The sequence below is a fragment of the Paracoccus sp. (in: a-proteobacteria) genome, assembly GCF_030538495.1.
GTDB lineage: Bacteria > Pseudomonadota > Alphaproteobacteria > Rhodobacterales > Rhodobacteraceae > Paracoccus.
Genome location: NZ_JAUNTW010000004.1, coordinates 71,054 through 90,181, shown reverse-complemented (window position 1 = coordinate 90,181; position 19,128 = coordinate 71,054). Strand labels below are relative to the sequence as shown.

20 protein-coding genes are annotated in these 19,128 nt (G+C 64.7%); 15 read left to right on the top strand and 5 right to left on the bottom strand.

The window, feature by feature from the left end; all coding sequences use genetic code 11:
• Nucleotides 1–17: 17 nt before the first annotated feature.
• From Q4G20_RS04890 to Q4G20_RS04875, 4 genes are read right to left on the bottom strand one after another with little or no spacing between them, the layout of a single operon-like run.
• Entirely contained in the window at nt 18–1,325 is a 1,308-nt protein-coding gene (locus tag Q4G20_RS04890) for a TolC family protein (protein WP_303342260.1), read from the bottom strand.
• The gene (locus tag Q4G20_RS04885) at nt 1,322–2,203 is read right to left on the bottom strand and encodes an HlyD family secretion protein (protein WP_303342258.1); all 882 of its coding nucleotides are present in this window, start codon (nt 2,201–2,203) and stop codon (nt 1,322–1,324) included. Before Q4G20_RS04885 ends, Q4G20_RS04890 begins: the two co-directional genes overlap by 4 nt.
• Nucleotides 2,200–2,910 carry an ABC transporter ATP-binding protein gene (locus tag Q4G20_RS04880; RefSeq protein WP_303342256.1) on the bottom strand — a complete coding sequence of 237 codons (711 nt, stop codon included), beginning with the start codon at nt 2,908–2,910 and terminating at the stop codon, nt 2,200–2,202. The genes Q4G20_RS04885 and Q4G20_RS04880 overlap by 4 nt, the downstream gene beginning before the upstream one ends.
• Before the next feature lie 4 nt (nt 2,911–2,914).
• On the bottom strand, nt 2,915–4,015 hold the full coding sequence (locus Q4G20_RS04875) for an ABC transporter permease (RefSeq protein ID WP_303342425.1): 1,101 nt from the start codon (nt 4,013–4,015) through the stop codon (nt 2,915–2,917).
• 188 nt (nt 4,016–4,203) lie between these two features.
• On the opposite strand from Q4G20_RS04875, the gene Q4G20_RS04870 reads away from it, so the two are divergent.
• Nucleotides 4,204–5,010, top strand: a complete 807-nt coding sequence (locus Q4G20_RS04870) for a copper resistance protein NlpE (RefSeq protein ID WP_303342255.1) — start codon at nt 4,204–4,206, stop codon at nt 5,008–5,010.
• Between the two features lie 210 nt (nt 5,011–5,220).
• Nucleotides 5,221–5,712, top strand: coding sequence for an RbsD/FucU family protein (locus Q4G20_RS04865; protein ID WP_368660777.1), 492 nt, complete (start codon nt 5,221–5,223; stop codon nt 5,710–5,712).
• Between the two features lie 143 nt (nt 5,713–5,855).
• Here Q4G20_RS04865 and Q4G20_RS04860 read toward each other — a convergent pair whose 3' ends face one another.
• Nucleotides 5,856–6,635 (bottom strand): IclR family transcriptional regulator, encoded by a 780-nt coding sequence (locus Q4G20_RS04860; protein ID WP_303342253.1) that lies wholly within the window; start codon nt 6,633–6,635, stop codon nt 5,856–5,858.
• A gap of 121 nt (nt 6,636–6,756) precedes the next feature.
• Between Q4G20_RS04860 and Q4G20_RS04855 the strand changes: the two genes are divergently transcribed.
• From Q4G20_RS04855 to Q4G20_RS04795, 13 genes are all read left to right on the top strand, one after another.
• Entirely contained in the window at nt 6,757–7,500 is a 744-nt protein-coding gene (locus Q4G20_RS04855) for an SDR family oxidoreductase (protein ID WP_303342251.1), read from the top strand.
• A gap of 24 nt (nt 7,501–7,524) precedes the next feature.
• A complete protein-coding gene (locus Q4G20_RS04850) occupies nt 7,525–8,331 on the top strand; it encodes an amidohydrolase (protein WP_303342249.1) in 807 nt (268 codons plus the stop codon).
• The gene (locus tag Q4G20_RS04845) at nt 8,328–9,845 is read left to right on the top strand and encodes a sugar ABC transporter ATP-binding protein (protein WP_303342247.1); all 1,518 of its coding nucleotides are present in this window, start codon (nt 8,328–8,330) and stop codon (nt 9,843–9,845) included. The genes Q4G20_RS04850 and Q4G20_RS04845 overlap by 4 nt, the downstream gene beginning before the upstream one ends.
• On the top strand, nt 9,842–10,819 hold the full coding sequence (locus Q4G20_RS04840) for an ABC transporter permease (RefSeq protein ID WP_303342245.1): 978 nt from the start codon (nt 9,842–9,844) through the stop codon (nt 10,817–10,819). Before Q4G20_RS04845 ends, Q4G20_RS04840 begins: the two co-directional genes overlap by 4 nt.
• Before the next feature lie 46 nt (nt 10,820–10,865).
• Nucleotides 10,866–11,804, top strand: a complete 939-nt coding sequence (locus Q4G20_RS04835; protein WP_303342244.1) for an ABC transporter substrate-binding protein — start codon at nt 10,866–10,868, stop codon at nt 11,802–11,804.
• A gap of 54 nt (nt 11,805–11,858) precedes the next feature.
• A complete protein-coding gene (locus Q4G20_RS04830) occupies nt 11,859–12,701 on the top strand; it encodes an ureidoglycolate lyase (RefSeq protein WP_303342243.1) in 843 nt (280 codons plus the stop codon).
• Entirely contained in the window at nt 12,698–13,972 is a 1,275-nt protein-coding gene (locus tag Q4G20_RS04825; RefSeq protein ID WP_303342242.1) for an L-fuconate dehydratase, read from the top strand. The genes Q4G20_RS04830 and Q4G20_RS04825 overlap by 4 nt, the downstream gene beginning before the upstream one ends.
• A complete protein-coding gene (locus Q4G20_RS04820; RefSeq protein WP_303342241.1) occupies nt 13,972–14,739 on the top strand; it encodes an SDR family oxidoreductase in 768 nt (255 codons plus the stop codon). Before Q4G20_RS04825 ends, Q4G20_RS04820 begins: the two co-directional genes overlap by 1 nt.
• A gap of 107 nt (nt 14,740–14,846) precedes the next feature.
• Nucleotides 14,847–15,935 carry a sulfate/molybdate ABC transporter ATP-binding protein gene (locus Q4G20_RS04815; RefSeq protein WP_303342240.1) on the top strand — a complete coding sequence of 363 codons (1,089 nt, stop codon included), beginning with the start codon at nt 14,847–14,849 and terminating at the stop codon, nt 15,933–15,935.
• Nucleotides 15,932–16,915 carry a sulfate ABC transporter substrate-binding protein gene (locus Q4G20_RS04810; RefSeq protein ID WP_303342239.1) on the top strand — a complete coding sequence of 328 codons (984 nt, stop codon included), beginning with the start codon at nt 15,932–15,934 and terminating at the stop codon, nt 16,913–16,915. Before Q4G20_RS04815 ends, Q4G20_RS04810 begins: the two co-directional genes overlap by 4 nt.
• Nucleotides 16,912–17,769: a sulfate ABC transporter permease subunit CysT gene (gene cysT, locus Q4G20_RS04805; protein ID WP_303342238.1), complete on the top strand. Its 858-nt coding sequence runs from the start codon at nt 16,912–16,914 to the stop codon at nt 17,767–17,769. The genes Q4G20_RS04810 and cysT overlap by 4 nt, the downstream gene beginning before the upstream one ends.
• Nucleotides 17,766–18,614, top strand: coding sequence for a sulfate ABC transporter permease subunit CysW (gene cysW / locus Q4G20_RS04800; RefSeq protein WP_303342237.1), 849 nt, complete (start codon nt 17,766–17,768; stop codon nt 18,612–18,614). Before cysT ends, cysW begins: the two co-directional genes overlap by 4 nt.
• Nucleotides 18,607–19,080, top strand: a complete 474-nt coding sequence (locus tag Q4G20_RS04795) for an Lrp/AsnC family transcriptional regulator (RefSeq protein WP_303342236.1) — start codon at nt 18,607–18,609, stop codon at nt 19,078–19,080. The genes cysW and Q4G20_RS04795 overlap by 8 nt, the downstream gene beginning before the upstream one ends.
• Nucleotides 19,081–19,128: the final 48 nt, after the last annotated feature.

The window sequence follows — 19,128 nt, the reverse complement described above, 5'->3', positions numbered from 1 at the left end:
CTTCCTTTGCGGCGTGATTACAGGGCGGGGCCGCAACCGGCAACCGGGGGCGGCAATGCGTCATGCAGCGCAGCGGCGGCGCGGAACGCATCGGCGCGGGCGGCGTCAATGTCTCGCTGAGCGGCGGCGACGGCGCGATCGGATTCCGCCATTTCGACACCATCGGCCAGCCCCGCATCCAGACGCGCGCGGGTGCGGGTCTGTTCCGCCTGCGCCGATTGCCACGCGGACAGGGCGGCGGACAGCGCGCCTTCGGCGGTGTGCTGGGCCACGACGGCCTCAAGCGCGGCAATCTCGGCCTGCGACCGGGCGCGCAGCCAGTCGATTTCGGCCTGCGCCACCGACAGGCGGGCCTGATCGACGCGCTGCCGGGTCTGGCCCGCGTCGATCAGCGCGCCTTCGACCCGGACGCTGTGGGTGACGGCGGCGGCGTTGCCCGCGACCAAACCGGCCAGCGTTTTCGCCGCTGCCTCGATGGATGACGTGACCACGACGCGCGGGCGCGCGGCGGCCAGCGTTTCGGCCCGCGACGCATCCGCCGCCCGGAACCGCAGCCATGCGGCGCAAACCCCCGGCGCGGCACCCGTCGCGCCCAGATCGGTGCGCGCAGGCGGGGCCGGACGGCGCGCGGATTTCAGCGATGCCCCCGACGGGATGGTCTGCACGCCCAAGGCCCGCAGCCGCGATTCCGCCAAGGCCACCCGCCCCGAGGCCCCCGCCGCATCCGCGCGCAGCCGGATCAGCGCCTGTTCCCGCGCGGCCAGATCGGCGCCGGTGGATTCCCCCGCCGCATGGCGCGCGCGGATCAGGGTCAGCGCGCGGGTTTCCGTGGCGATGTCGGTGTTGATCCGCGCCGCAGCGATGCGCGATTCGATCAGCGACACCCAACCCTGCGCCACCTCGCGCGCCACCGTCCGCCGCGCGATCAGCAGGTCCATCCCGCTGGCGGCGCGTTCCAGCCCCGCCGATTGCAGCGCCGCGTCAAACCGCCCGGCAAGGTCGGGTTCCCAACTGATCGCGCCGTCCAAACGCCCGCCCGCACGGTCCATCCGGGCATCGGCGGTTGTCGTCACGCCGCGGCCCACCGATGCCAGCGTCAGATCAGCAGCGCGAAACCGCGCGCGGGCGGCGGCCACGTCCAGCCCCTGCGCATCGGCCTGCGCCAGCATCGTGCGCAAGCCCGCATCGCCAAAATCCATCCGCCAGACGGGGGCGTCGGCGCGTTGAAACTCCGCCGCCGGAATCGCGGTCACGGGGCCGGTCAGTTCCGGCACAGCGGCGCAGGCGGACAGAGCCAGCACCACCACCAAAGACGCATGTTTCATTTCAAAATCCGTGCAATCATCCGCTGGCCCAGAACCAGCCGTTCCAATTCTGCCGCCGGTCCGTCCAGCGTGATGGTGATGTCCACCGTGCGCGCATCATCGCCCGTCCGCGCGCCGGGGGTGGCGCTGCCGAATACGGGGGCGACGCGCTGCACCGTGCCGCTCAGCCGGGTGCCGTCATCGCGTTCGCGGATCACCTCGGCCCGTTGTCCGGGCGTGACCAGACCGACGAATTGTTCATCCAACTGCGCGCGCAAAACGCGGGGGCCGTCGGGGGCCAGCAGGAACATTTCCGTCACCGTCGCGGTCGATGTGGCATCCCCCGGCCGCGCGGCGCGGCGCAGGATCACGCCGTCCACCGGCGCGGTAATCACCCGCGCGTCGATTTCCGCCTGCTGCACCGCGATGCGTTGCCGCGCAAGCGCCGCCGATTGCTGCGCGGCGGTCAGTTCCAGCGCGGTGATGCGGGCGGTGCGGTTTGCTTCATCAATCTGGCGCTGCGGCACGGCGTCGCTGCGGGCCAAGGGGCGTAGACGGTCCGCGTCCGCCTGCGCGTGATCGGCGCGCATCTGCGCCAAAGCGACCTGCGTTTCGGCCTGTTCGACCTCGGCCACGGTCAGCGCCAGTTGCAGCGCCGCGCCCGCATCATCCAGCCGCGCAAGGGGTTGACCGGCGGTCACATGGTCGCCTTCTTCGGCCATGACCTGCGCGATCAGCCCTTCACGTTGCGCGGCCAGACGCATCAGCCCGCCTTGCGCGTCCACGGTCCCGCGCGCCACCGCAATCCACGGGCCATCCTGCGCATGGGCGGGTAACGGCGTGAAAAACGCCCCCAAAGCCAGCACCACCAACAGGCAGAAAACAAAGGCAATTCTCATGCCGAACCCCCAATCTCGACACCGGCAATGCGTCCGGCGCGCATGTGAAAAATGCGATCAACCCACGGCGTCAGGCGGTCGTCATGCGTCACGCACAGCACCGTCGCGCCATGATCGCGCGACAGCCGCCGCAACAGCGCGCTGACCAGTTCGCTGTTTTCGCTGTCCAGCGCACTGGTCGGTTCATCCGCGAAAATCAGTTGCGGCTGTTTGGCCAGCGCGCAGGCAATCGCGACGCGCTGTTTTTCTCCGCCTGACAGGGCGTCGGGGCGCAGATGCGCGCGCGCGGCCAGCCCGACATCGTCCAAGGCGCGCAAAGCACGATCGCGGGCCGCGTCGCGCCCGACCCCGCCATAGCCCAGCACCAGTTCAATCTGTTCCCGCGCGGTCAGGGCCGGAAACAGGATCGAGCCCTGAAAGATGAACCCCATATGCGCCAACCGAAACGCATCGCGCGCGGCGTTGTTCATGGCCCAGAGGGGCGAACCCAGCGCCGACACCGTGCCGCTGTCGGGCGGCGTCAGACCGGCCAGCACCGCCAGCAGCGTGGATTTGCCACAGCCCGACGGCCCTTTGACCAGGCTGAACCCTCCGCGCGGCAAATCCAGATCCAGCCCGTCCAGCACCCGCAGGGCGCGCGCGCCATGGCCGAATGTTTTGGTCAGCTCGCGCCCCGACAGAGTGGTAAATGGACCCGGATGAATCATCGTGTTACCTCAGCAAAGCCGCAGGATCGGCGCGGCGCAGGCGGCGGACGGCGAACAGGTTCGACACCAGCACCACCCCCGCCAGCAGCCCCGCCACAACCGCCGCCAGCGTCAGCGGCAGATCGGTGGCAATGTTGCGCGCGCGCAGAACGGCCAGCAGCGCCGCCGACAGCGCCGCGGTCAGGCCCAGCGCGCCGATGCTGACGTAAAAGCCCTGCCGCATCACGATCATCTGCAACGACCCAAACCCGATGCCATAGGCCCGCAGCGCCGCATATTCGCGCACCTGCCCCGCCACCGCCGCACCAAGCGTCTGACTGACCACCATCAGCGTGATGACCAGCGCAATCGCAGATGACGCGATGAACAATGTTCCCGCCCCGGATTCCAGCGCCCAGACCTGCACCGTGGCCGATGCCAGATCGTCGGGCGGCCACACCACATATTCCGGCGCGGGGTTGCCCTGCATCAGACGTTCGGCCACCTCTGCCGGGTCCGCGCCATCCCGCAGACGCAGGATGTAGAACGCAGGCGTCCCGGTCGCTTCGCCTGACAGAGCGCGGGCGGTTGCGTCCGACGTCACCAGTTGCGTGCCGAACAGCGTGCGCAATTCCGGCACCACCCCCACGATCCGCAGCGGCTGGCGGCTGACCCGCAGCGTATCGCCCACCGAAACGCCCAGCTTCGCCGCATCCGCCGCCCCGATCAGCGCCGTGCCGGGTTCCGCCAGACGTGCGCGCAGATCAGGCGGCACCACGCGCGCCAGCCCCATTGCGCCCGCGCCTGCATCAATCGGCTGCACGCTGGCCTGTGCCGCCATCGCGTCATCGCCAATCTGGGCATAGGCGGCCTGCGCCCATGGCTCGATCCGCGCGATATCGGGGTCCAGCCACAGCCCACTGGCCGCGAACGGCCCCAGACCCGTGCTGTGGTCCAGCGCGCGCGCATCCGCAGGCCCGACCCACAGATCGCCCGCCGACATCCGCACCGGCGCGGCGGCCATCTGAAACGCGCCCATGGCCAGCGCCACCTGCATCACCATCATGACGCCCGACACGCCAACAGCCACCGCGACCGGTAAAAACCGCCGCCAGCCATGTATCACTGATTTCAACGCCAGATTTATCATGGCGCCGATATGCCCGCCCAATGTGGACAGATGGTGGAGGCTTTGCGAAAACCCCGTCAGCCCGCATCAACCGGGGATGCGCCGATCATCCACGCTTTATCCACATAAAACGGCCATATAGGGATCACCGGGCGACAAAAGCCCAGCAATACAGGATGATGACGATGAAACAGACATTTGGCCTTGCGTTGATTTTGGGCGCGTTTGCGGTGCCGGCACTGGCCGCCGAACCCGATTGCGGCGATGTTCCGCATGAGATCGGCTCGACCCCCGCCGCCATCGCCGGCGTGATCGAGGGCCGCGCCTTTTGCAGCTATTTCATCGATGCCAGCAAAGGCCAGCGCCTGACCGCTTCGCTGGATTCGGATGTCCCGATGGAGGCGTTTCTCTATGCCCCCATCAACCAGCCCCTGCTGGATGGCGAGGCCGTGGTTCTGCCGCGCGATTGGGTCTATGAATTGCGCGTCGCGATGACCGGCCCGATTGCTGACGAAAACCCCGGCCCGCAATCCTTTGAACTGAAACTGTCGGTCACGGGCGAAGGCGGCCCTGCCGCTGCGATTTCCGCCCATGATTACAAGGCGTCCCATACCGCCATCCCGGTCGTGGACACCGGGGGCGAGGATGCGCCCGAAGGCTATATCGGTGGCGAAGACCTTGCCACGCTGGAACTGGGGGGCTTGTATGAAGGTGTCATCCCCTGCGCCAGTTGTCCGGGGATCGAGGTCTATGTGAACCTCTATAACGACGGCACCTATACCCGCACCGAAACCTATCAAGAGGAAAAAGACGGCACCTTTCAGGACGCGGGCGATTGGTTCATGACCAACGGCGTGATCACGCTGGCATCCGACGAAGACGACCGCGAAGACACCTTCCTGATCAACACCGGCGACGGCGTGTTGCAGATGCTGAACGCGGATATGGATGTCGCGGGCGACGCGTATCGCCTGATCCGCACGGGGAACTGAGGATTACATGAGGTTACCCGGCGCATCTTTGGCCATGGTGCTCTGATCCGTGACCGCTGGGGGCTTCGCGCCCCCCAGCCCGCCCCACAGGGGCGGGCGTTCGACGGGGAAAAGGTCCACTGGACCTTTTCCTGATCCGTCTCACCCCGCGGGATATTTCGACACAGAAGATAAAGCGGGGGTGTTGGAGTTGGCGCGGGGAACTAAGCCTTGCATATCATCACACCGGGCCGCACCATCGGCCCGGTTTTGTTTTTGGGGGGCAACATGCTGAAAGGGATCGACCCGCTGATCAGCCCGGACCTGCTGATGGTCTTGGCGCAGATGGGACATGGCGATGAATTGGTGATTGCGGATGCGAATTTCCCGGCGGAATCGGTGGCGGAATCTTCGGTATATGGCGCGGCGCTGCGGATGGATTGCGACGCGCCCCGCGCCGTGGCCGCCGTACTGTCGCTGTTGCCGGTCGATGATTATGAACCCGACCCGGTGCTGACCATGCAGGTGGTCGGCGACCCGCAGGCCGTGCCGGATGTCGTCGCCGAAGCCGAGCCTCAATTTGCGAAGGCCGGCACCCGCAGCGCGTCACTGGAGCGGTTTGCCTTTTACGAGCGCGCGCGCGGGGCATTCGCGGTTCTGCGCACGGCGGAAACGCGGGCCTATGGCAATTTCATTCTTCGTAAGGGGGTTGTGGCCGGGTGATGGGGTTTTGACAGGTGGTCGCTGGGGGCCAGCCCCCCAGCCCGCCCCACGGGGCGGGCGTTCGTCGGGAAAAAGGTCCACTGGACCTTTTTCTGACCCTCCTCACCCAGCGGGATATTTGGACCAAGATGAAAGCGGCGCGTTTAGGTCATCGACAGGCGCGCGCCGAGGTCAATGAGGCTGTGCAAAGCCGCATCGCGCAAGCTGGTGGCCTGTTCGCCCGGATGGTCGATATAGGGGCAGGTCAGCACCGCCACGGCATCGCCATTGGGGCCACGGACCGGGACGGACAGGTCCGTCACCCCCACCGCTTGATTTGACGGGATCACCTGACAGCCCGCCGCCCGCACCTGTTCCAGCGCCGGGGCGATCGGGTCCAGATGCGCGCGGTAATCGTCCCAGCGCAGCCCCCACAGGCCCAGCGTCGTGGCCAGCCGGTCAGGATCTTGGAACGCCAGCAGCGCGCGACCTGACGCGGTGTCGAACAGGTCCAGTTCCGCCCCCACACGCCCGCGAAATTCCCAATGCGCCACCGGCCCCGCCTGTGCGACGATCACGCAGGCCCCATGTTCCGGCACGACCAGATGGCAGGATTGCCGTTGCTGGCGTGCAAAATGATCCATTTCCGGTTGCGCCTGCGCGATCAGCCGCCGCAGGGGGGGGTGGCCATGCGCCAGCAGAAACATCCGCATGGTGAGGGCATAGCGGTCGCCTTCGATCCGGGCGACATAGCCGCGCGCGACCAGCCGTTCCAGCATCCGATACATCTGTGACGCGCTCAGCCCCAAGGCGCGCACGATTTCGGTGCGGGTCAGGCCGCGGGGCTGGTCGGCCAGCACTTCGAGGATGTCCAGCCCCTTGTCCAACGCGGGCGCGCGGTAGCGGTCGGCGGTGTCGTCGCTGTCGTCCAAAGTCTGAGACATGAAAAGCCTGCGCGCTTGATAACTTTGCTGCGCTCTAATTCAGCGCAAGAAAAAACTTGCGTCAATGATTTATATATGGATAGTCTGTTCATATAAGGCAATGCGGCAGGAGGGGGCGGCAATGCGGTTGAACGGGAAACGCATCTTGGTCACGGCGGCGGGTCAGGGGATTGGGCGCGCGAGCGCCCTTGCCTGCGCCGAACAGGGCGCGCAGGTCATCGCCACGGATCGCGATGCGGGCTTGCTGGCGGGGTTGGCCGATCACGGCATTGAAACCGCGCAACTGGACGTGACCGATGCGCAGGCTGTGGCGGATATGGGGCGCCGCGTGGGCGCCTTGGATGGGTTGTTCAACTGCGCGGGTTTTGTGCATCACGGCACGGTTTTGGACATCAGCGATCAGGATTGGGATTTCAGCATGGCGCTGAACGTCACGGCGATGATGCGGCTGACGCGGGCCTGTCTGCCGGGGATGCTGGAGCGCGCCGCCGAGACCGGCACCGCCAGCGTGCTGAACATGGCGTCGATGGCGTCGTCGATCAAAGGGTTTGTGAACCGGACCGCCTATGGCGCGACCAAGGCCGCCGTGATCGGTTTGACCAAAGGCATTGCCGCCGATTTCGTGACCCAGGGGCTGCGCTGCAACGCGCTGTGTCCCGGCACGGTTGACACGCCGTCGCTGCGGGGGCGGATCGCCTCGGCCCCCGATCCGGTGCAGGCGGAACGTGACTTTATCGCGCGTCAACCGATGGGGCGGCTGGCAACCGTCGATGACATCACGCCGATGGTGGTTTACCTGCTGTCGGATGAAAGCCGCTTTGTCAGCGGTCAGGCGCTGCTGGTGGATGGGGGCGTGACCATCTGACCGGCGTAAGGGGGGGCGCGCGCGATGACCGAGATTGATGCACATTGCCATTTCTGGCGGCTGGATCGCGGCGATTACGGCTGGTTAGAGGGTCAGGGCGGCGTGTTAGAGCCTCTGCGTCGTGACTTCACCCCCGGCGATTATCCGGCGGATGGGGCGGTGATTGCGGTGCAGGCGGCGGATTCCGTCGCGGAAACCGAATACCTGCTGGATTTGGCCGCGCGTGATCCGCGCATTATTGGCGTGGTGGGCTGGGTTGATCTGGCCGCGCCGGATGCGCCGGCGGTGATTGCGCGGCTGGCGCGGAACCCCACCCTGCGGGGCATCCGCCCGATGCTGCAGGATATTGCCGATACCGATTGGCTGCTGACCGGCGCGCGCGGCGATGCTGTGGCGGCGATGTGTGATCATGGGCTGACCTTTGATGCGCTGATTACGGCGCGGCATCTGGACGTGCTGGCCCGCTTTGCCGATGCCCACCCCGCCTTGCCCATCGTGATTGACCATGCCGCGAAACCGCAGCCCGGTGACCCCACCGAATGGCGGCGGGGCATGGCGCGGCTGTCGGGCAATCCGCGCATCATGTGCAAGCTGTCGGGGCTGATGACCGAACTGCCCGCCGCCGATATTCCGGGCGTGATCGCCGATCTGCTGACGCTGTTCGGCCCGGACCGCCTGATCTGGGGCAGCGATTGGCCGGTTGTGACGTTGGCAGCAGCCTTGGCCGACTGGCGCGCGATCACGGACGCCGCCCTGTCAGGCTTGCCCGATGCCGACCGCGCGGCCATCATGGGCGGCAATGCCGCGCGCTTTTACGGGGTGACGCCATGACCAGCCTGATTCAGATGCGGGGGATTGATAAACATTTCCCCGGCGTTCACGCGCTGAAATCCGTCGATTTCGACCTGCGCGCGGGCGAGGTTCACGCCCTGATGGGGGAAAACGGCGCGGGCAAATCCACGCTGATGAAGATCCTGTCGGGCGTTTACCAACCCGATGGCGGCGTGATTGCGATTGATGGCGCGGCGGTCAGCCTGCCCACGCCCAAATCGGCGCAGGATATGGGGATCGGGATTATCCATCAGGAACTGGCTCTGATGCGCGATCTGACGGTGGCGCAAAATATCTGGATCGGGCGCGAACCGCGTCTGTCACTGGGCCGCATCGACGAATCCCGCCAAAACGCCGAGGCCGCCGCGATTTTCGACGCGATGAATGTGCCGATGGACCCGCGCGCTCAGGTGGGGGGGCTGACCATTGCGCGGCAGCAGATGGTCGAAATCGCAAAGGCGCTGTCGTTCAAATCGCGCGTGCTGATCATGGACGAACCCACCGCCGCGCTGAATGACGCGGAAATCGCGGAACTGTTTACCATCATCCGACGCCTGCGGGCCGAAGGTGTGGGAATCATCTATATCAGTCACAAAATGGACGAAATCCGCCAGATTTCGGATCGGGTCACGGTGATGCGGGACGGGGCCTATGTCGGCACCGTGCAGGCCGCCGATACGCCGATCAGCCAGATCATCACCATGATGGTGGGCCGCGAACTGACCGATGACACCGTGACCATTCCCGACCTGTCCCATGCCGAAACCGCGCTTGAGGTGCGCGGCATCACCCGCGGCCGCGAATTGCGCGACATCAGCTTTGCCCTGAAGCGGGGCGAAATCTTGGGCTTTGCCGGGCTGATGGGCGCCGGACGCACGGAACTGGCGCGCGCGATTTTCGGCGCTGATCCGCGCGACCGGGGCGAAATTATCGTTCATGGCCAGCCCCGCCGCATCACCAGCCCCGCCGACGCCGTGGCTGCGGGCATCGGCTATCTGTCCGAAGATCGAAAACATTTCGGGCTGGCCCTGCCCATGGATGTGCGCGCCAATATCGCCATGGCCAGCCTGCATCGTTACACCGACGCCATGGGCCGGATTAACGAAAACCGGCTGGGCGAGATTGCGCGCGATTACATCACGCGCCTGGGCATCCGCACCCCCCACGACCGGCAAGAGGTGCGCCTTCTGTCCGGCGGCAATCAACAAAAGGTGGTCATCGCGAAATGGCTGCTGCGCGATTGCGACATTCTGATTTTCGACGAACCCACGCGCGGTATTGATGTGGGGGCCAAGGCCGAAATCTATCGCCTGCTGAACGATCTGGCGGCGGACGGCAAGGCGATCATCGTCATCTCCAGCGAACTGCCCGAGGTGCTGCGCCTGTCCCACCGCATCGCCGTGATGTGCGAAGGCCGGTTGACCGGCATCCTGCCCGGCGGGGCATCACAGACCCAGATTATGGCGCTTGCCACGCAGCGCGACACCGAAGGCACACAAGGAACCGCAGCATGAGCATCATGAACCCGCGCGGCGCGGCGCAGCAAAAACTGTTGGCCTTTGCCAGCCTGATTATTCTGGTGATCGGATTTTCTCTGGCCAGCCCGAACTTTTTCCAAGTGTCGAATATCATGGCGATTTTGCAGGCGACTTCGGTGAACGGAGTGCTGGCGATTGGGGTGACGCTGATCATCATCACCGGCGGGATTGACCTGTCCATCGGCACGCTGATGACGTTCTGCGCGGTGATGACCGGGGTGGTGCTGACTTGGGCCGGGATGCCGCTGCCTTTGGGGGTGGCTGCGGCCATTGCCACCGGCGCGGCCTGCGGGCTGGTGTCGGGCGTGCTGGTCGCGAAGATGAAAATCCCGCCCTTCATCGCGACGCTGGGCATGATGCTGATTCTAAAGGGGTTATCCCTGATCGTCACCGGCACGCGCCCGATTTATTTCAACGACACGCCCGGATTTACCACGATTTCGCAAGGGTCGCTGATCGGGTCCGTGATCCCCGCCTTTCCGGTGCCGAACGGGGTGCTGATCCTGTTCATCGTCGCCGCCGTCACCGCGTGGATTTTGTCGCGCACGGTGCTGGGGCGTTACACCTTTGCGCTGGGTTCCAACGAAGAGGCCGTGCGCCTGTCCGGCGTCAATGTGGATCGGTGGAAAATGGCGATCTATGCACTGGCCGGGGCGATTGTGGGCATCGGCGGGCTGCTGATCGCCAGCCGCCTGAACAGCGCGCAGCCCGCCTTGGGTCTGGGTTATGAGCTGGAGGCCATCGCCGCCGTCGTCATTGGCGGCACCAGTCTGGCGGGCGGGCGCGGCACCGTGTTGGGAACGCTGATCGGCGCGCTGATCATGGCGGTGCTGACCAACGGGCTGCGCGTGCTGTCGGTCGCGCCTGAATGGCAAACCGTCATCACCGGCGCGATCATCATTGCCGCCGTTTACGCCGACCAGCTGCGCCGGCGCGGAACAACAACCTAAGAAGGGGCGACCACGCCCCCGCATCGTGAACCAAAGGGAGGAAACCATGTTCACCAGAAGAACCCTGTTAGGCGCCGCCGCCGCGCTGTCGTTGCTGGCTGGCCCGGCACTGGCGCAGGACAAAATGTTTGTGCCGCTGATTTCCAAGGGGTTTCAGCACCAGTTCTGGCAGGCGGTCAAGGCCGGTGCCGACAAAGCCGCAGCCGAATTTGACGTGACCGTCACCTTCGAAGGGCCGGATAACGAAAGTCAGGTTGACCGTCAGATCGACATGCTGGCCGCCGCCCTTGCGCGCAACCCGGCGGCGATTGGCTTTGCCGCTTTGGACAGTCAGGCGGCGATCCCGCTGCTGCGTCAGGCTCAGGATCGGGGCATCCCGGTGGTGGCCTTTGACAGCGGCGTGGACAGCGACATCCCCGTCGCCACGGCGGCCACCGACAACACCGCCGCCGCCGCTTTGGCTGCGGATAAGATGGCTGACCTGATCGGGGGGTCGGGCAAGGTTGCGGTCGTGGCGCATGACCAGACATCGACCACCGGGGTGACGCGCCGCGACGGGTTCGTGAACCGCATGGCCGAAGCCTATCCCGATGTTCAGATCGTCACCGTTGAATATGGCGGCGGCGACCATCTGCGTTCGACCGAAATCACCAAAGCGATCCTGACCGCCAATCCCGACATCAAGGGCATTTTCGGCACCAATGAAGGCAGCGCCGTGGGCGTCGTCAACGGCGTGCGCGAATCCGGCGCAAAGATCGTCATCGTCGGTTACGACAGCGGCAAGGCGCAAACCGACGCCATCCGCGACGGTCTGATGGCGGGTGCCATCACGCAAAACCCGGTCGGTATCGGCTATGAAACCGTCAAGGCCGCCGTGGCCGCCGCGCGGGGGGAAACCGTGGAATCTCATATCGATACGGGGTTCTATTGGTATGACGCCACCAATATCGACGACGCCGAGATCGCCGCGGTTCTTTACGATTAACCCACTTACCGGGGGCGGCGCGCTGCCCCCGGCCCAACACAGATGAGGCAAGCGATGAAGCTGTTGCGTTACGGCCCCAAGGGCCAGGAAAAACCCGGGATGCTGGACGATGACGGCGCGATCCGCGATCTGTCGGCGCATGTCGATGATATTGCGGGCGATGTGCTGACGCCTGCCGGTCTGGCCCGTCTGGCGGCGATTGACCCGGCCAGCCTGCCCGTGGTGGACGGCAACCCCCGCATCGGGCCGTGCGTCGGGCGCGTGGGCAAATTCATCTGCATCGGCCTGAACTATGCCGACCACGCCGCTGAATCCGGCATGGATATTCCCACCGAACCCGTCGTGTTCAACAAATGGACCAGCGCCATTTGCGGCCCGAATGACGATGTGGAAATCCCGCGCGGGTCATCCAAAACCGACTGGGAGGTCGAACTGGGCGTCGTCATCGGTCAGGGCGGGCGCTATATCGCGGAATCCGACGCGCTGAACCACGTCGCCGGTTACTGCGTCATCAATGACGTATCAGAACGCGAATACCAATTGGAACGCGGCGGATCGTGGGACAAAGGCAAGGGCTGCGACACCTTCGGCCCCATCGGCCCGTGGCTGGTCACGCCTGATCAGGCGGGCGACGTGAACAATCTGCGCATGTGGCTGGAGGTGGACGGCCACCGTTATCAGGACGGCACCACCGCGACGATGGTGTTCGATGTGGCGCGGATCATCAGCTATCTGTCGCAATTCATGTCGCTGCAACCCGGCGATGTCATCAGCACCGGCACGCCGCCGGGCGTGGGTCTGGGGCAGAAACCGCCCGTTTATCTGAAACCCGGCCAAGTCATGCGGCTGGGCATCGACAATCTGGGCGAACAGACGCAAACCGTGGTGCAGGCATGAAAATCACCGGCCTGCGCACAATTGACGTTCGTTTCCCCACCAGTCAGTCGCTGGACGGGTCCGACGCGATGAACCCCGACCCCGATTATTCGGCGGCCTATGTTATTCTGGACACCGACGGCCCGCTTCAGGGCCACGGCCTGACCTTTACCATCGGGCGCGGGAATGAGATTTGCGTGGCCTCGATCAACGCGCTTGCGCCCTTGGTCGTGGGACGCGATCTGGCGGATTTCACCGCGGATATGGGCGCGTTCTGGCGGCATATCACCGGCGACAGCCAACTTCGCTGGATCGGCCCGGACAAGGGCGCGATCCATCTGGCCACCGGCGCGGTCGTGAACGCCGTCTGGGATCTGTGGGCCAAGGAACAGGGCAAGCCCGTTTGGCAACTGGTCGCGGATATGACGCCCGCCGAATTGGTGCGCTGCATTGATTTCCGCTATCTGACCGACTGCATCACGCCGGAATGGGCCTTGGATTTCCTGACCGCGCAGGCGGCGGACAAACCCGCCCGCATCGCCACTCTGCGGGCCGAAGGGTATCCCTGTTACACCACCAGCGCGGGCTGGCTGGGCTATGACGATGATAAGCTGCGCAGGCTCTGCCGTGAGGCCGTGGATGCCGGGTTCCGCCATATCAAGATGAAGGTCGGCCGCGATCTGGACGACGACATCCGCCGCCTGACCATCGCGCGCGACACGGTCGGCCCCGATGTGAACCTGATGATCGACGCCAACCAAGTGTGGGAGGTGGACCAAGCCATCGACTGGGTCCGGCACCTGTCCTTTGTCCATCCGTGGTTTATCGAAGAACCGACCAGCCCCGACGACATCGCCGGTCACCGCGCCATCCGTCAGGCCATCGCCCCGGTTCAGGTCGCCACCGGCGAGATGTGCCAGAACCGCATCATGTTCAAACAATTCATCATGCAGGGCGCGATTGACGTGGTGCAGATCGACAGCTGCCGCATGGGGGGCCTGAACGAAGTGCTGGCCGTCATGCTGATGGCCGCCAAACACGGGCTGAAGGTTTGCCCTCATGCCGGGGGCGTGGGGTTGTGCGAATATGTCCAGCACATGTCGATGATCGACTATCTGTGCATCGCCGGCACCCGCGAAGGCCGCGTGATTGAATTCGTCGATCACCTGCACGAACATTTCATCGACCCGGTGCGCATCGAAAACGCGGCCTATATGCCGCCGACCATGCCGGGGTTCTCGATCGAAATGCGCCCCGAATCGTTGGAACGTTACCGGTTCAGGGGGGCGTGATGGACCTGCATCTGACCGGCAAGCGGATCATCGTCACCGGCGGCGCGTCGGGGATTGGCGCGGCGATCACCGAAACCCTGGCCGAGGAAGGCGCACAGCCCGTCATATTTGCCCGTCGCGCGCCGGACCCCGATTGGCTGGCGCAGACAGGCGCGGAATTTGTGCAGGTCGAATTGTCCGACGACGCGCAATGCCGCGCCGCTGTGGATCAGGCGCGCGCAGGCGGGGCGATTTACGGGCTTGTCAACAATGCGGGCGCAAATGACGGCGTGGGGTTGGACGCTGGCCCGGATGCGTTCCGCGCCAGCCTGAACCAGAACCTGCTGCATTATTATACCTTGGTGCATCTGCTGGCCGGTGATCTGCGCGGCCAGCAAGGGGCCATCGTCAACATCGCCAGCAAAACCGCGGTGACGGGTCAGGGCGGGACGTCCGCCTATGTCGCGGCCAAGGCGGCGCAACTGGGCCTGACCCGCGAATGGGCGGTCGAGTTTCTGCCCCACAATGTCCGCGTCAACGCCATCGTCGTGGCCGAGGTGATGACCCCCCTCTATCGTCGCTGGCTGGACACGCTGCCCAATCCCGACGCGGCGCTGCGCGACATTACGGCGCGCATCCCGCTGGGCCAGCGGATGACCAAGGCGCGCGAAATCGCCGATACCTGCGCGTTTTTGCTGTCATCGCGGGCGGGGCATACCACGGGGCAATGGATTTTCCCGGATGGCGGTTATACGCATCTGGACCGCGCCATTGGCGGGCTGGGGTAACGGCGCAGAGAATATTATTCTCTTTGCAGCCCAAAACTTGACCATTTCCAATCCTTGGCAGCCGCAGGCGGCGTTGTTACCTGTCGGGCAGCCCAAGGATTGTGACAATGACGCTGACCATTTCCCACCTGACCCGCAGCTTTGACCGCACGCAGGTGCTGCGCGGGCTGGACCTGACCATCGAACAGGGCGAACTGATCGCGCTGCTCGGGCCGTCGGGGTCCGGGAAAACCACTCTGTTACGGATCATCGCGGGGCTGGATTGGCCGGATGCGGGGGCGCTGTCCTTTGACGGGCAGGATTGGTTGCCGCTGACGGCGGCGCAGCGGCGTATCGGGTTTGTGTTTCAACATTACGCCCTGTTCCCGCATATGACCGTGCGCGACAATATCGCCTTCGGCCTGACGGTGCTGCCGCGCGCGGAACGCCCCGGTCGCGCGGTCATCAACGACACCGTGTCGCGGCTGCTGGATTTTCTGCAAATCGCGCATTTGGGCAACCGCTATCCATCCGAATTGTCGGGCGGGCAGCGTCAGCGGGTCGCACTGGGCCGCGCCATGGCGATTGAGCCGCGCGTTTTGTTGCTGGACGAACCCTTTGGCGCATTGGACGCACAGGTGCGGCGGGATTTGCGCCGGTGGCTGCGCGGAGTGCATGACCGCACCGGCACCACCACCGTCTTTGTGACCCATGACCAAGAAGAAGCGTTCGAGCTGGCCGACCGCGTCGTCGTGATGAATGGCGGCGTGATCGAACAGACCGGGCGCCCGGACGAGATTTATGACCACCCCGCGACGCCCTTTGTCGCGCGGTTTTTGGGGCTGACGGTGGAACTGCCGGTCACGCTGCGGGCGGGGCGCGCGGATGCGGCGGGGCTGGACCTGTCCGCCCTGCCCCGGCGTCCTCTGCCGGACGGGGCGGCGACGCTGTTTCTGCGCCCCGCCGATATTCAGCCGATCCCCGACCCCGACGCGCCCTTTACCATCACCGACATGGCATCGACCGGCGCGCTGCTGCGCCTGATCGCCGAAAACGGCCCCCACCGGATCGAGGCCGAGGTTCCCCGCCGTGACGCCCGCGCCCTGACCGTGGGTCAGCGCGTGCGCCTGCGCCCGCTGGCGGGGCAGATTTTCGCGGGTGGCGCTGAAGCCGCTCTGCCGCAAACCACGCATTATCCAAAGGAAATCGCATCATGACCACCCGTTTGACGACCACGCTTGCGCTGATTCTGGGGCTGGCCGCGCCCGCTGTGGCGCAGGATTCCATCCTGAACGTGTCCTATGACGTGGCGCGCGAATTGTTCGCTGACATCAACCCCGCCTTTGCCGAAAAATGGCAGGCCGATACGGGCCGCACGGTCAGCATCGACCAGTCGCATGGCGGATCATCCCGTCAGGCCCGCGCCATTCTGGAAGGTCTGCCCGCCGATGTCGTGACCTTTAACCAGGTCACCGATATTGACGTGCTGGCCAATAACGGGCTGGTCGCGGAAAACTGGCGCGATGCGTTCCCGAATGAGGCGTCGCCCTATTATTCGCTGCCCGCGTTTCTGGTGCGTGAAGGCAACCCCAAAAACATCACCGACTGGGACGATCTGACCGCGGACGGCGTTCAGGTGATCTTTCCCAACCCGAAAACCAGCGGCAATGCGCGTTATACCTATCTGGCGGCCTATGCCTTTGCGCTGAACCAGAATGGCGGCGATCAGGCGGGCGCGCAGGAATTCGTGGCCAAGCTGTTTGCGAATGTGCCGGTGTTTGACACGGGCGGGCGCGCGGCGACGACGACCTTTGCCGAACGCGGCTTGGGCGATGTGCTGATCACGTTCGAGGCCGAAACCGGCGGCATCGCAGCCGAATATGCCGACGCCAATTTTGAACGCGTTACGCCGTCGCTGTCGCTCTTGGCCGAATTTCCGGTCGCCGTGGTGAACGCGAACACCGACAAAAAGGGTTCGACCGAGGTATCGACCGCCTATCTGGATTTCCTGTATTCCACGCAGGGGCAACAGATTTTGGCGAACCATTATTACCGCGTGAACGATCCGGCAGTTGAAACCGACGCGGCGGATGTGGAACTGGTCACGGTTGACGACGTGTTCGGCGGCTGGGCGCAGGTCCAATCCGAACATTTCGCCGAAGGCGGTATTCTGGACAAAGTGTTCGTCAATCAATGAGCCTTTCGGCAACCATAACGCCCCGCCGGGTCAGGTCGCGCCGCGTCCTGCCCGGTTTTGGGTTAACCATGGGGCTGACGCTGACCTATATCGGCGTCATTGTCCTGTTGCCGGTGATTGCACTGGTGTTGAAGGGCGCGGAAATCGGCCCCGCCCGGTATTGGCAGATCGTGACCGCGCCCCGCACCATGGCCGCGCTGCAACTGACCATCACGGCGGCGGTTCTGGCCACCATTTTCAACGCGGCCTATGGGTTGCTGATGGCGTGGGTGCTGACGCGGTATCGGTTTCCGGGGCGGCGGTTGCTGGACGCGATGATGGACATTCCTTTTGCGCTGCCGACCGCCGTTGCGGGGCTGGCGCTGACGGCGCTGTTTTCCGCGAATGGCTGGTATGGCGCGCTGCTGGCCCCCACCGGCATCAGCGTGGTTTACACCATCTGGGGGATTGCGATTGCGATGTCATTTACATCCATTCCGTTTGTGGTGCGTACTGTGCAACCCATCCTTGAGGATCTGGACCCGACGCTGGAAGAGGCCGGCCGCAGCCTTGGCGCGTCACCCTTTACCATCTTTTGCCGTGTGGTGTTCCCCGCCATTCTGCCCGCGTTTTTGATTGGCGTGACCATCGCATTCGCCCGGTCGCTGGGCGAATTTGGCGCGGTCATTTTCATCGCCGGGAACCTGCCGATGAAAACCGAAATCGCATCGCTGCTGGCCGTAATCCGGCTGGAAGAATACGACTATAACGGAGCCGCCGCGATTGCGTTAACCCTGATGATGATTGCGCTGATCCTGCTGGCGCTGTCGAATTGGCTGCAATCGCGGATGACGCGGCATCGGGGGCGGGCATGAACGCGGCCCCAACCCCCGGCGCATTGGCGCCCGCGCCCGACCGCCGCGCCGCGCGGCTGCTGATCGGGCTGGCCGTGGCGCTGACGCTGTTTATCGTCGTCGTGCCGCTGATTTACATTTTCTGGCGCGCGCTGTCGCAGGGCTTTGGCGTGTTCGCGGCCAATATTCTGGAACCGAACACGTTGCACGCGATCTGGTTAACGACCGTGGTGGCGGCCATCACCATTCCGGTGAATATCACGGTCGGGCTGGCGGCGGCGTGGCTGATTGCGCGGTTTACCTTTCCGGGGCGCAAGCTGCTGCTGACCTTTATCGAATTGCCATTTTCGATCAGCCCGATCATCGCCGGGGTGTGTTATCTGCTGCTCTATGGGCGGCAGGGGCTGCTGGGGCCGACGCTGGCCGCGCATGATGTGCAAATCCTGTTCGCGCTGCCCGGTATTGTGCTGGTCACACTGTTCGTCACCGCCCCCTTTGTCACGCGCGAGGTCTTGCCTCTGATGCAGGCGCAGGGGTCGGAACAGGAACAGGCGGCGCTGACGCTGGGCGCATCGGGCGCGCAGATTTTCCGCCGGGTGACGCTGCCCAATATCCGCTGGGCGCTGATGTATGGCGCGGTTCTGGCGACGGCGCGGGCCGTGGGCGAATTTGGCGCGGTATCGGTGGTGTCGGGGTCGATCCGGGGGCAGACAAACACCTTGCCGTTGCAAATCGAATTGTTGTTCAATGACTTGAACATCGTTGGATCCTTTGCCGCGGCGTCATCGCTGACCCTGATTGCGCTGATCGTGCTGATCCTGAAAACGCTGCTCGAAGGGCGCACAACGCGGGGGAACGATGATTGAACTGGACCTGATCGACCGCAAAATCGTGGCCGCGCTGATGGCCGATGCGACCATGCCTATTGCGCAAATCGCCGACCGCGTGGGGTTGTCGCAAACCCCATGCTGGAAACGCATCCAAAAGCTTGAGGCCGCAGGCGTTCTGACCGGGCGCGTCGCACTGGCCGATCCGCGCAAGCTGGGCTTTGGCCTGTCGGTCTTTGTCGCGATCGAGGCGGCGGACCACAGCACCGAATGGCGCGACGCCTTCAACGCCGCCATCGACAGCCTTCCCCAGGTGATGGAGGCGTATCGCATGGCCGGCGAAATGGATTATCTGCTGCGCGTGTCGGTGCGCGATATGGACGCGTTCGACCAATTTTATAAGGCGCTGACCGACGCCGTGCCGATCAAAAACGTGACATCCCATTTCGCCATGGAACGGATGCGGTTTTCCACCGCCTATCCGGTGAATACGCGCGACCGCTGACCCTTTTCCTTTGCGCGCGGGGCCATTACCTAGGGTCGCGGAAAAAGG